We start from the raw sequence: 12895 nt of genomic DNA on the forward strand, positions 1-12895 counted from the left end.
TCAGGCCTTCGCGCGTTCGGCCAGGCGATGCTCGAGATAGTGGATGCTGGTGCCGCCTTCGACGAAGTTGGCGTCCATCATCAGTTCGCGGTGCAGCGGCACGTTGGTCTGGATGCCGTCCACCACCATTTCCGACAGCGCGATGCGCATGCGGGCGATGGCCTGCTCGCGTGTGGCGCCGTAGGAGATGATCTTGCCGATCATCGAATCGTAGTTGGGCGGGACGAAGTAACCATCATACGCGTGCGAGTCGACCCGCACACCCGGGCCGCCGGGCATGTGCCAGGCGGTGATGCGCCCCGGCGACGGGATGAACTTGAACGGGTCCTCGGCGTTGATGCGGCATTCGATCGCGTGGCCGCGGAACTGCACATCCTTCTGGCGGAAGCGCAGCTTTTCGCCGAAGGCGATGCGGATCTGCTCCTGCACGATGTCGATGCCGGTGATCATCTCGGTGACCGGGTGCTCGACCTGCACGCGCGTGTTCATCTCGATGAAGTAGAACTCGTTGTTCTCGTACAGGAACTCGAAGGTGCCGGCGCCGCGGTAGCCCATCTTCTTGCAAGCGTCGGCGCAGCGGTCGCCGATGCGCTCGATCAGGCGGCGCGGGATATGCGGCGCGGGGGCTTCCTCGATCACCTTCTGGTGGCGGCGCTGCATCGAGCAGTCGCGCTCGCCTAGCCAGATGGCCTGCTTGTGCTGGTCGGCCAGGATCTGGATTTCCACATGGCGCGGGTTCTCGAGGAACTTCTCCATGTAGACCTCGGGATTGCCGAAGGCACGGCCGGCTTCTTCGCGTGTCATGTTGACGGCGTTGATCAGCGCGGCTTCGGTATGCACCACGCGCATGCCGCGGCCACCGCCGCCGCCGGCGGCCTTGATGATCACCGGGTAGCCGACGCGGCGCGCGGTCGCCAGGATTTCCTTGGGATCGTCGGGCAGGGCGCCATCCGAGCCGGGCACGCACGGCACGCCGGCCTTGATCATGGCTTGCTTGGCCGAGACCTTGTCGCCCATCAGGCGGATGCTGTCGGCGGTCGGGCCGATAAAGACGAAGCCGGACTTTTCCACGCGCTCGGCAAAGTCCGCGTTCTCGGACAGGAAGCCGTAGCCGGGGTGGATGGCCTGCGCATCGGTCACCTCGGCGGCCGAGATGATGGCGGGCATGTTCAGGTAGGACAGCGGCGACGGGGCCGGGCCGATGCAGACGGCTTCGTCTGCCAGGCGCACGTACTTGGCCTCCTTGTCGGCCTCGGAGTACACCACGACCGTCTTGATGCCCAGCTCGCGGCAGGCGCGCTGGATGCGAAGAGCGATTTCGCCGCGGTTCGCGATCAGAATTTTTTCAAACATGGTCTCTCTCTGCGAGAACAGTAGCGGTCCCGCTACGTGGCGCCATGGCGCGCCGGGCGCGCTCCGCGATGGCCGGTGGCCACGCGGGCGGCGAGACTGCGGGAACTGCATGAAACTGCACGGAACGGGCCGCGAGGCCCACGACGTCCGTGGCGCGGGAAGCGCCCTGGCATGCCGCGCGGGCAGTGCCGCAGTGGACCGCTGGCGCGGGCGGCTGCAGCATCGGGCCCGGCATGCCGGTCAGGATCAGCCGATGACGAACAGCGGCTGGCCGTATTCAACGGCCTGGCCGTTCTCGACCAGGATTTCCTTGATGACGCCAGCCTTGTCGCACTCGATCTCGTTGAGCAGCTTCATGGCTTCGATGATGCAAACGGTCTGGCCTTCCTTGACCGCGTCCCCGACGTTGACGAAGGGCGCGGCGCCCGGCGACGGGGCGCGGTAGAAAGTGCCCACCATCGGCGAGGTCACCACGTGGCCGGCGGGCAGTTGCGCAGCCGGCTCGGCCGCCGGTGCGGCGGCGCTGGCCGGGGCCGCGGCGGCCGGCATGGCGGCGGGCAGGGCCTGCATCTGCGGCATGGCCATCGGCGCGGCGACGACTTGCGGCGGTTGCTTGACGATGCGTACCTTGCCGTCGCCTTCGGTGACTTCCAGCTCGGAGATGCCGGATTCGGCCACCAGGTCGATAAGCGTCTTCAGCTTGCGCAGGTCCATCTTTTTATCCTCCTGAATCGGGTTTTCCGCCGCTGCCCGGGACGAGCCGTAGCGGAACAATCGTTGTGCCGGCCACCGGAAATCCGCACCCGCCGTGCCAAGGCACGCCAACGGGCGCAGGCCGCCGGGCGGCGCGCGCAGGTTGTCGAAAAAATCCTTGTGGGGGTTCAGCTCCCCGAACTGTCGGGCGGGGGCTGCTCCTGGCCCAGTACATAGTCCAGCGCCAGCAGGTAACCCTGCCAGCCTAGCCCGCAGACCACCCCGACCGCCACGTCCGAGAAATAGGAGTGGTGCCGGAAGCTTTCACGCCGGTGCACGTTCGACAGGTGCACCTCGACGAACGGGATCGCCACGCCGGCCAGCGCGTCACGCAACGCCACGCTGGTATGCGTATAGGCAGCCGGGTTGATGATGATGAACTCGACCCCTTCCGCGCGCGCGGCATGGATGCGGTCGACCAGCGCTCCCTCGTGGTTGGACTGGAACGTATCCAGCGCAATGCCGGCTTTCGCCGCACGCTCTGCCAGGGCCGCGTCGATATCGGCCAGCGTGGTGTGCCCGTAGGTTTCCGGCTCGCGCGTCCCAAGCAAGTTCAGGTTGGGTCCATGCAGGACCAGCACCTTGCGGTAGCGGGGTGAGCGACGGATAGAGCGGGATGCAGTCACGGCGGCTCGACCAGATCAACGAAATTGCGCGGAGATTACCGTAGCTTAGAGGGATTTGTCTAGCACGCCATACAGGTTCTGCCGGGCCGGCGCGCGCTTGCGGCGGCCTTTCCCGCACTTTCGCACCAAAGCGATCCGTAACGCCAGTAATTCTGTCAAGAACGCAGGAATTGCACGACGTTGTCGCAGTGATGGACTCATGAGCGCGGCAGCACCGCACGCAGCTCATCCGCGCTGACCCGCCCCATTTTGCGGTACTTCACCGATCCGTCCGGCTGGATGACTACGGTATAAGGCAGGCCGCCGGCACTGTTACCGAAATTGCGGGATAGTTCGGTACCGGCAAAGCCGGCTACGGCCAAGGGGTAAGCGACCGGTACCTTTTTGGTGAACTGCTGGATGTTCGCCGCGGAATCAATACCGATGCCGACAAATTCGACCTGGCGATGCTTGAACTCCTCGTGCAGCGCGGTCAGTTCCGGCATTTCCTCGACGCACGGTCCGCACCACGGTGCCCAGAAATTGACCACCACCGTCTTGCCCCGCAACTTGCCCAGGTCCAGCTCGGCTCCGGCGGGATCCGGCAGGCGCGACTGGAACAAGGTTTCGACGGCCTGGTCGTTTGCGGGCTTCGGCGAGAACACGAAATGCCCGGCCAGTGCGCCGGCGGCAGAGGCGATCACGGCGACGGCGATCCACAGCCACAGACGGGAGCGGCGGACGGGCGGGACGACGGTTTCAGTCATGGGTGGCTTGACCAGTAGAAGGGAGGGCGGGCTTCAGGCGTTGCCGGCGGCGTCGGCGGCATCGAGCAAGGCCTGCACGGCCTGCGCATCGGCGCGCGCCGCGCGCCCGGAGGCGTCCGTTCGCACTGCGCCGCGTTCATCGACGGCATCATACAGCGCTATATGAATGCCGACTGGCGCACCCAGTTCCGCGCGGACCTCGCCCGCCAGCAGCCGCGCCTCGCGGCGGTCGGGCCACTGGCCTTTCCACAGGAAGCTCAGCGTTTCGACCTCGCCGCGGCCGCCAAAGTGGCGGCTCTCGCTGGTCTCGAAGTCGACACCGGCGTTGATCAGGTGCAGCGCGGCGTCCTTGGCGCTGTCACAGAAGCATTGCAGATAGATATCGGAGTGTTCGGTGGCGGTGCCGTTGAGCACGGCGCCGACCAGATAGGGCCGGAACGGCGCCAGGTCTTGCATCGCCAGCACCGCCAGCCGGCGCAGCAGCGCCAGCACGCGCGGCTGGCTGTCGGCGTGGAACAGCGCCTGGTAGGCGCGCACTTCGGCCTCGACCTGCTCGTTGTCGGGCAGCCATTCGCCCGGCACGCGCTGCTCGCCCAGCACCTGGCGCGCGGCCTTGCGCTTGGCGGTGGCGTAGTCGGCGCCGTCCTCGGCGATCATGCGGGCGGCGGCCTGGGCGATTTCCTCGCGCAAGCGGGTGGGGTCAGGGGCGGTACGTCGGTTCATGCCCCATGATACCGGAGGCGTCCCCGCACGCGGTGCGCACGCTGCCGCAGTGCAGCGAAGGGCGCTGGCGCTCGGGTACAATCGTAGGCTTCCTGCCCGGCCGCCGCCGCGCCACAAGGCTCCACCCAGCCGCCGCGCCGCCGGGCCCGAATCCCCCACGCCTGCGGGCTTCAAGTCTTTCCGGGAACCCATGCATATTCATATCCTCGGCATCTGCGGCACCTTCATGGGCGGCCTGGCGGTGCTGGCCAAGCAGGCCGGCCACCGCGTCACCGGCTGCGATGCCAACGTCTACCCGCCGATGAGCACCCAGCTCGAAGCCCAGGGCATCGAACTGATCGAGGGCTTCGACCCGGCCCAGCTGTCGCTGGAGCCGGACCTGTTCGTGATCGGCAACGTGGTCTCGCGCGGCAATCCGCTGATGGAGGCCATCCTCGACCGCAACCTGCCTTACGTGTCCGGCCCCCAATGGCTGGGCGAGCACGTGCTGGCGCGCAAGTGGGTCCTGGCGGTGGCCGGCACGCACGGCAAGACCACCACCACGTCGATGCTGGCCTGGATCCTCGAAGACGCGGGCTACAACCCCGGGTTCCTGGTGGGCGGGGTGCCGCAGAACTTCGGCATCTCGGCGCGCGTGACCGAATCGGACTTCTTCGTGATCGAGGCCGACGAGTACGATACGGCGTTTTTCGACAAGCGCAGCAAGTTCGTCCACTACCGTCCGCGCACCGCCATCCTGAACAACCTGGAATACGATCACGCCGACATCTTCCCGGATCTGGCCGCGATCGAGACCCAGTTCCATCACCTGGTCCGCACCGTGCCGGGCCAGGGGCGGATCGTCGTCAACGGCGTGGAAGCGAGCCTGGCGCGAGTGCTGGAGCGCGGCTGCTGGAGCGAAGTGGAGCAGTTCGGCGTGGGCGACTGGCGCGAGAGCGACGCCGCCGGCACCGAGGCGGCGCCAGGCAAGGATGCGTTCGATGTCTGGTTCGGCGACGCCGTCGCCGGCACCGTGGTGTGGGGCCTGCAGGGCACCCACAACCGCATGAACGCGCTCGCCGCGATCGCCGCCGCGCGCCATGTCGGGGTGCCGGCCGCGCAGGCGATCGCATCGCTGTCGCGCTTCGCCAACGTCAAGCGCCGCATGGAAGTGCGCGGCGTGGCCGGCGGCGTCACGGTCTATGACGACTTCGCCCACCATCCCACCGCGATCCAGACCACGCTCGAAGGGCTGCGCCGCCGTGTCGGCAATGCCCGCATCCTGGCGGTGCTGGAGCCGCGTTCCAACACCATGAAGCTGGGCGTGATGAAGGCGCAGCTGCCGGCCAGCCTGGAGCAGGCCGACCTGGTGTTCGGCTACGGCGCCCCCGCCGGCAAGGACGCCCTGGGCTGGGACCTGGCCGAAGCGCTGGCGCCGCTGGGCGCCACCGCCACCGCATTCCAGGACCTCGGCGCGCTGGTGCAGGCGGTGTGCACCGCGGCGCGCCCGGGCGACCATGTGCTGGTGATGAGCAACGGCGGCTTCGGCGGCGTCCACCAGAAGCTGCTGGACGCGCTGGCCCAGGGCGCGGCGGCCTGACCGGACCCGACGCCATGCTGCTGTATCTGCACGGATTTCGCTCTTCGCCGCAATCGTTCAAGGCCCAGCTGGTGCAGGCGCGCATGCGCGAGTGGGGCGTGGGGCGCTATTACGCCTGCCCCACGCTCAATGTCTCGCCGGCGTTGGCCGTGGCCCAGGCGCAGGCGGCGATCCGCGCCGCGCAAGCCGGCGGCGACCAGGAAATCGCCATCGTCGGCTCGTCGCTGGGCGGCTTCTATGCGCGCTGGCTGGGCGAGCAGCACGGCTGCAAGACCGTTTTGCTCAATCCCGCGATCCATCCCTGGACCGACCTGGCAAGCTACCTGGGCGAACAGCCGCTGTGGCACGGCGGCGGCTCGGTCACGGTCGAACCCCGCCACCTGCAGGAATTGCTGGACCTGCGCGTGGACACCATCACCCGGCCCGAGCGCTACTACCTGATCGCCGCCACCGGCGACGAGGTGCTGGATTACCGCGAAATGGTCGAGGCCTGCCCCGGCGCGAACATCCGCGTAATCGAAGGCAGCGACCACGGCATCAGCGAATTTGCCGACTACGTCGACGATGTGCTCGCCTTCTGCGGCTATGGCCCGGGCGGCAAGGTGCCGGACGGCGCCGGCGTGGCATGAGCGCGCAGTCGGTGCGCCGCTGCGGCTGGAGTCCCCACCTGGCCTTCGACGCGACGGTCCCGCCCAACCTGCGGCGCTGGGTCACCGGCGATGACGGCTCGCTGACGGCGCGGCTGGTGGCTGCCTCCGCGCGCTTTCGCGTGGCGCGGCTGCTGCAGGCGCCGCAGCGCCCGCTCGCCGACGAATGGCAAGCGCTGGGCCAGGCCGACCGCACCCCCGCGCTGACGCGCGAGGTGCTGCTGATCTGCGACGAGATCCCCGCCGTGTTCGCCCACACCGTGGTGCGGCTGCGCCATGCGCGGCGCGACTGGCCGTTCCTGCGCGGGTTGGGCGAGCGCCCGCTGGGCGGGCGCCTGTTCGTCGATCCGGCGGTGCAGCGCGAGCCGTTCCAGTTTGCGCGGCTGCTGCCGCACCACCCGCTGCGGCAGGCCCTGCACCGCGTGCTGCCGGCCATGGCGGCGGTGCCCATGCTGACCGCGCGGCGCTCGGTGTTCCGGCGCGGCAGCGGCGTCATGCTCGTGACGGAAGTGTTCCTGCCGGACCTGCTGTCGCGGCCATCCCCGGGGACCGAGGCGGTACCGCATCCCAAATATATGCGGACGACAGACCGAAGCCCTGTTTCGACACACACTACCGAAACCAAGAAAGAGACCACGAGATGAAACTGCAGGGTCGGGTTGCCATCATCACCGGTGCCGCCGCCGGCATCGGCTTTGCCACCGCGCAGCGCTTTGCCGAAGACGGTGCCATCGTCGTGCTGTGCGACGTGCACGAAGCGCGCGTGCGCGAGGCCGCCGCCAGGCTGGCGGCCACCGGCGCCACCGTATCGGCCTACCGCGTCGACGTGACGCGCCGCGAAGAGGTCGACGCCATGGTGGCGGCCGTACTGGCCGCCCACGAGCGGGTCGATATCCTCGTCAACAACGCCGGCATCACCAAGGACGCGCGCCTGGCCAAGATGACCGAGGCCCAGTTCGATGCCGTCATCGACGTCAACCTGAAAGGCGTATTCAACTGCGCGCAGGCCGTGGCCGGGCTGATGACCGAGCAGGGCAAGGGCGTGATCCTGAACGCCTCGAGCGTGGTCGGCCTGTACGGCAATTTCGGCCAGACCAACTACGCCGCCAGCAAATTCGGCGTGATTGGCTTCACCAAGACCTGGGCGCGCGAGCTCGGTCCCAAGGGCGTGCGCGTGAACGCGGTGTGCCCGGGCTTCGTCAACACCGAGATCCTGCAGACCGTGCCGGACAAGGTGCTGGACGGCATGAAGTCGTCGTGCTGGCTGCGCCGGCTGGCCGAGCCGGCCGAGATCGCCAGCATCTACGCCTTCCTGGCCAGCGACGACGCCAGCTACGTCAACGGCGTGGCGATCGAGGCCAGCGGCGGCATGTCGCTCTGAGCCCGGGGGCGGCCGGACCGCGGTGCGGTATCATGCCAGGTCTCAGGCCGGGTCTTTGCCAGTCACCGGCAGGCCACCGGCAGGCACACGCGCCCCCAGCCGTTGCCGTTCGCACGCTTCGATGGCGGGGTGCGCGCGGTGGCACCATTTCTCCCACAGGATCCGCTCCAGCGCTGGCCACAGGGCCGCCCGGCGCGGTTCCGCGCATAGTTGAAAGTACCGATCGATGCAGTTGCTGTTCGAAGAAGGCGGCGAGATCCGCGCCGGCACCGTGCTGAACCAGCAGGGCGAGGCTTACCAGGTGGAGTTGCCGGCCGGCAAGCGCACCAAGGTCAAGTCGCGCGACGTGCTGCTGCAGTTCGCGCAGCCGTCGGCGCCCGAGCTGGTGCGCCAGACCGGCGACATGGTGGCCGAGATCGACCTGGACTTCCTGTGGGAATGCGCGCCCGAGGCCGAGTTCGGCTTTGCCGAGCTGGCCGCCGAATACTATGGCGCCGAGCCCGGGGCGGTGCAGCAGGCGGCGCTGGCGATGGCGCTGCACGGCAACCCGGTGTACTTCCGCCGCAAGGGGCGCGGACGCTACCAGCGCGCGCCCGAAGACCAGCTCAAGGCCGCGCTGGCCGCGCTCGAGCGCAAGCGCCAGCAGGCGCTGGTGCAGGCCGAATATGAGGAACAGCTGAAGGCGCTGACGCTGCCGGAATCGTTCCGCAACAAGGTGCTGCAGCTGCTGTTCAAGCCGGACAAGAACAGCCTCGAATACAAGGCCATGGACGCCGCCTGCACCGCGCTCGGCATGTCGCCGATGCGGCTGATGGTGGCCGCCGGCGGCGTCGCCAGCGCGCGCGCGCTGCACGAGGCCAAGTTCCTCGCCGAGTGCTTCCCCAAGGGCACTGGCTTTCCCGATACCGACGTGCCCGAGCCGCCGGCAGACCTGCCGTTGGCCGAGGTCGAGGCGTTCTCGATCGACGACGTCACCACCACCGAGATCGACGATGCGCTGTCGGTGACGCAGCTGCCCGACGGCAAGCTGCGCATCGGCATCCATATCGCCGCGCCGGCGCTGGGCATCCGCCGCGGCGAGCCGCTCGACGCGATCGCGCGCCAGCGCCTGTCGACCGTTTACTTCCCGGGCGACAAGATCACCATGCTGCCCGACCCGGTGGTCGAGCGCTACACGCTGCAGGAAGGCCGGGTCTGCCCGGCGCTGTCGCTGTACGTGACGGTGGACCCGTCGGTGTGGCTGATCACCGGCAGCGAGACCCGCGCCGAGATGGTGCCCATCGCCGCCAACCTGCGCCACAACCTGCTCGACGACGTCATTACCGAGGCCTCGCTCGCCGAGGGCACCGGCGAGTATCCGTTCCGCGAGGCGCTGACCCGGCTGTGGCACTTTGCCGGCTACCTGTACGACGAGCGCCAGCGGGCGCGCCTCGCCAGCGGCCTGCGCCCGGAGACGCACAACCGCGCCGACTTCAATTTCTACCTCGACGAGCAGGCCGACGGCAGCCAGCGTGTGCGCATCGAGCAGCGCAAGCGCGGCTCGCCGCTCGACAAGATCGTGGCCGAGATGATGATCCTGGCCAACAGTACCTGGGGCAAGCTGCTGGCGGACCACGGCGTGCCGGGCATCTACCGCACGCAGAAGGCCTGGGGCATGCATCGCACGCGCATGCAGACCTATCCGGCACCCCATGAAGGGCTGGGCGTGGCGCAGTACGCGTGGAGCACCTCGCCGCTGCGCCGCTATGTCGACCTGGTCAACCAGTGGCAGATCCTGGCGGTGGCCCAGCACGGCGTGACCGCCAAGCTGGTGGCGCCGTTCAAGCCCAAGGACGCCGACCTGCTGGCCGCGGTGGCCGATTTCGAAGGCACCTACGCCGCCTATGCCGACCACCAGTCGACCATGGAGCGCTATTGGTGCCTGCGCTGGCTCAAGCAGGAAAACCGCGAACGCATGGTGGCCTCCGTGCTCAAGGAAGGCGCGGTGCGCTTTACCGAGATCCCGCTGGTCACGCGCGTGCCCGAGCTGGTGCAGGCGCAGCGCGGCACCCAGGTGCTGCTGGAGATCGGCGAGACCGACGAGATCACGCTGGAGGTCTCGTGCCGGGTGCTCGAGATCTTTGCCGGTGAAGGCGAAGTCCCCGAAGAAGAGCTGGAAAGCGACGAGGAAGCCGCTGAAATGTCCGCCGAAGCCGCAGCCGAGGCAGCGGCCGAGGAAGCCGCCGAGCACGCCGCGGGCGTCGCGGATCCGGAGCCGGGCCAGCCGGGGGGTGACGCCGGCGGCGAGGCGTCGGGCGAGCGCGACACCGGCGCCCCGGCGGCCGGCTGAAGCCTTCGGAAATCCGCGGGGCTCCCTTACAATGCGGGTCGGGTCCAGTCGGACCCGCGGGCCCGCGGGCCCGCTCTGCCAGACCGGCACCGGCCGGTGCCGCCGCGGTTGTCTGCCGAGCCCTCATCCATCCATCGTGAACGCCACTCTTGCCGCTTCCCGCCCCTGGTGGCATGCCAGGTGGCAAAACAGCAGTATGCTGGCCCGGGCGCTGGCCATTTCCGTGGCCGTGCACGCGCTGCTGCTGATGGTGCGGGTGGCCGCGCCGGAAGTGTTCGAGATCAAGCGCAGCGATGCCGCGCTCGACGTGGTGCTGGTCAATGCCAAGTCGGCGCAGAAGCCGCGCAACCCGACCGCTTTGGCGCAGGCCAACCTCGACGGCGGTGGTGACCATGACCGGCAGCGCGCCACCACGCCGCTGCCGGCACAGACCCTGACGCAGGAGGGCGAGCTGGTGCGCCAGGTGCAGCGCCGCGTCGAGCAGCTGGAACAGGAGCAGCAGCGCCTGCTGACCCAGGCGCGCGAGGCCGCGCCTGCGGTGCGCAACCAGCCGCTCAAGCCCGGCGAGAAGCGCCAGGACACGCCGCTGCGCGGCCAGGACGAGCGCACCTCGGCCGACGAGATGGCCAGGCTGGAAGCCGAGATCGGCCGCAACCTGGAACATTACGCCAAGCGGCCCAAGCGTTTCCAGCTGACCGCCACCAGCGCGCAGGCGGTCGACTACGCGCAGTACTACGACCGGCTGCGCCGCAAGATCGAGGCGCGCGGCACCACGGATTTCCCGCAACGCAACGGCAAGCCGCTCTACGGCCAGCTGATCCTGGTGATCAACGTCAACCGGCAGGGCAAGCTCGGCTACAACCGCGATGGCTATAACGTCGATGCCATCGACGTAGTCAAGAGCTCGGGCGATCCCGCGCTGGACCGCCAGGCGGTGGCGATCGTGCGCGCGGCCGCGCCGTTCGGCGCCTTTACCGCGGAGATGTCGGCGCGCCAGGACATCCTCGAAGTCATATCCACTTTCAAGTTTTCGCGCAGCGGGCTGGAAACCCGCTTGCAGGCACGCTGATGACATCCACTGATCCTTCCCAAGCCAGCGCCGACCGCTATGTGGTGATCGGCAACCCGGTCGCGCACAGCCGCTCGCCCGCGATCCACGCCGCCTTCGCGCGCCAGACCGGCGAGGCCGTGCAATATGACCGCCTGGAGGCGCCGCTGGACGGGTTTGCCGACACCGTGCGCCAGTTCTTCGCCGACGGAGGCTACGGCTGCAACGTGACCGTGCCGTTCAAGCTCGAAGCCTATGACCTGGCCGACCGCCTGACCGAGCGCGCCGAGGCCGCCGGCGCGGTCAATACGCTGTGGATCGAAGAGGGGTTGATCCATGGCGACAACACCGACGGCATCGGCCTGGTGCGCGATATCCAGGACAACCTCGACACCCTGATCGAGGGCAAGCGCGTGCTGCTGCTGGGCGCCGGCGGCGCGGCGATGGGCGCGATGCTGCCGCTGGTCGAATGCCGGCCTTCGCGCATCGTGGTGGCCAACCGCACCGCGTCGCGCGCCAGCGACATGCTCGAAGAATTTGTCGAGGCAGCCGACCAGTATGGCGTCGAGCTGTGGGGCGGCGGCCTCGACGCGCTCGAGGGCCTGTCCGAGGATGAAGCCGTCGACGTGGTGATCAATGCCTCGTCCAGCAGCCTGCAGGGCGAGGTGCCGCCGGTGCCGGAGTTCCTGCTGGGCGAGGGCGTGCTGGCCTACGACATGATGTACGGCGCCGAGCCTACCGTGTTCCTGCAGTTCGCCGCACGCTGCGGCGCGCGCGTGAGCGACGGGCTGGGCATGCTGGTCGAGCAGGCCGCCGAGGCCTTCTATATCTGGCGCGGCGTGCGGCCCCGTACCGCGCCCGTGCTGGCCGAGCTGCGCGCCGCGCTGCAGGCCGAACGCAAGGGCTGACCGGGGCGCCGCCAGCCGTGGCCAACCGCAACCGCACGGCCAGTGCCGCCCGCACCCACGCGGCGCCGGCGCGCGCCGTCTTCAATCCGGTGCGCTGGCTCGGCTACCTGCTGGGCTGCGTGGTTGCCGGCGTGGTGGCGATGCAACTGTACTTCTTCGTGCAGATCGCCAGCTGGCAGTATCTCAATCCCAGCACCACTACCTTCATGCGCGCCGAGCGCTGGCGCCTGTGCGGCATCAATGTATGGAGCTGCGGCCTGGACCGGCAGTGGGTGCCGTACGACCGTATCTCGCGCAACCTCAAGCGCGCGGTGATCGCCAGCGAGGATGCCGACTTCGTCAACCACCCCGGCTATGAGCTCGATGCCATGCTGGATGCCTGGGAGCGCAACAAGAAGCGCGGGCGCATCGTGCGCGGCGGCTCGACCATCACGCAGCAGCTGGCCAAGAACCTGTTCCTGTCGTCCGAGCAGCATTACCTGCGCAAGGGCCAGGAACTCGCCATCACGTGGATGCTCGAGTTCTGGCTGGACAAGCAGCGCATCTACGAGATCTATCTGAATTCTGTCGAATGGGGCGAGGGCGTGTTCGGCGCGCAGGCCGCGGCGCAGCACTACTTCCGCACCAGCGCCGACAAGCTCAGCGTGGGCCAGTCAGCGCGCCTGGCGGCGGCGCTGCCGGCGCCCAAGTGCTTCGACAAGAAGGAATACTGCGCCAACGTGCGCGTGAACTTCCGCGCCAAGGCGGGCATCATCGCGCGGCGGATGGGGGCAGCGACGCTGCCCGACTGAAGCCGCCGGCC

13 protein-coding genes are annotated in these 12895 nt (G+C 68.5%); 8 read left to right on the forward strand and 5 right to left on the reverse strand.

What is annotated here, in order from left to right:
* From accC to A3AG_RS0115620, 5 genes are all read right to left on the reverse strand, one after another.
* Nucleotides 1-1353 carry an acetyl-CoA carboxylase biotin carboxylase subunit gene (gene accC / locus A3AG_RS0115600; RefSeq protein ID WP_026164220.1) on the reverse strand — a complete coding sequence of 451 codons (1353 nt, stop codon included), beginning with the start codon at nt 1351-1353 and terminating at the stop codon, nt 1-3.
* A gap of 246 nt (nt 1354-1599) precedes the next feature.
* Nucleotides 1600-2067, reverse strand: coding sequence for an acetyl-CoA carboxylase biotin carboxyl carrier protein (accB, locus tag A3AG_RS0115605; protein ID WP_018006312.1), 468 nt, complete (start codon nt 2065-2067; stop codon nt 1600-1602).
* 167 nt (nt 2068-2234) lie between these two features.
* A complete protein-coding gene (aroQ, locus tag A3AG_RS0115610; protein ID WP_018006313.1) occupies nt 2235-2732 on the reverse strand; it encodes a type II 3-dehydroquinate dehydratase in 498 nt (165 codons plus the stop codon).
* A gap of 197 nt (nt 2733-2929) precedes the next feature.
* A complete protein-coding gene (locus A3AG_RS0115615) occupies nt 2930-3478 on the reverse strand; it encodes a TlpA family protein disulfide reductase (protein WP_018006314.1) in 549 nt (182 codons plus the stop codon).
* A 33-nt stretch (nt 3479-3511) separates the two neighbouring features.
* On the reverse strand, nt 3512-4201 hold the full coding sequence (locus tag A3AG_RS0115620) for a hypothetical protein (RefSeq protein WP_018006315.1): 690 nt from the start codon (nt 4199-4201) through the stop codon (nt 3512-3514).
* 190 nt (nt 4202-4391) lie between these two features.
* Between A3AG_RS0115620 and mpl the strand changes: the two genes are divergently transcribed.
* From mpl to mtgA, 8 genes are all read left to right on the forward strand, one after another.
* Nucleotides 4392-5780, forward strand: coding sequence for a UDP-N-acetylmuramate:L-alanyl-gamma-D-glutamyl-meso-diaminopimelate ligase (mpl, locus tag A3AG_RS0115625; RefSeq protein WP_026164221.1), 1389 nt, complete (start codon nt 4392-4394; stop codon nt 5778-5780).
* Between the two features lie 14 nt (nt 5781-5794).
* On the forward strand, nt 5795-6409 hold the full coding sequence (locus A3AG_RS0115630; protein ID WP_018006317.1) for a YqiA/YcfP family alpha/beta fold hydrolase: 615 nt from the start codon (nt 5795-5797) through the stop codon (nt 6407-6409).
* On the forward strand, nt 6406-7071 hold the full coding sequence (locus A3AG_RS0115635; protein ID WP_018006318.1) for a chorismate--pyruvate lyase family protein: 666 nt from the start codon (nt 6406-6408) through the stop codon (nt 7069-7071). The genes A3AG_RS0115630 and A3AG_RS0115635 overlap by 4 nt, the downstream gene beginning before the upstream one ends.
* Nucleotides 7068-7808: a 3-oxoacyl-ACP reductase FabG gene (gene fabG, locus A3AG_RS0115640; protein ID WP_018006319.1), complete on the forward strand. Its 741-nt coding sequence runs from the start codon at nt 7068-7070 to the stop codon at nt 7806-7808. Before A3AG_RS0115635 ends, fabG begins: the two co-directional genes overlap by 4 nt.
* Before the next feature lie 226 nt (nt 7809-8034).
* On the forward strand, nt 8035-10137 hold the full coding sequence (locus tag A3AG_RS0115645) for a ribonuclease catalytic domain-containing protein (protein ID WP_018006320.1): 2103 nt from the start codon (nt 8035-8037) through the stop codon (nt 10135-10137).
* Nucleotides 10138-10273: 136 nt separating this feature from the next.
* Nucleotides 10274-11206 (forward strand): energy transducer TonB, encoded by a 933-nt coding sequence (locus A3AG_RS0115650; protein WP_018006321.1) that lies wholly within the window; start codon nt 10274-10276, stop codon nt 11204-11206.
* Complete coding sequence (gene aroE, locus A3AG_RS0115655) at nt 11206-12093, forward strand: shikimate dehydrogenase (protein ID WP_018006322.1); 888 nt, start codon at nt 11206-11208, stop codon at nt 12091-12093. The genes A3AG_RS0115650 and aroE overlap by 1 nt, the downstream gene beginning before the upstream one ends.
* An 89-nt stretch (nt 12094-12182) precedes the next feature.
* Nucleotides 12183-12884, forward strand: coding sequence for a monofunctional biosynthetic peptidoglycan transglycosylase (mtgA, locus tag A3AG_RS0115660; protein WP_035848921.1), 702 nt, complete (start codon nt 12183-12185; stop codon nt 12882-12884).
* The last annotated feature ends 11 nt before the right edge of the window (nt 12885-12895 follow it).

Origin of the sequence: Cupriavidus neocaledonicus (genome assembly GCF_000372525.1) — a bacterium.
Lineage (GTDB): Bacteria > Pseudomonadota > Gammaproteobacteria > Burkholderiales > Burkholderiaceae > Cupriavidus > Cupriavidus neocaledonicus.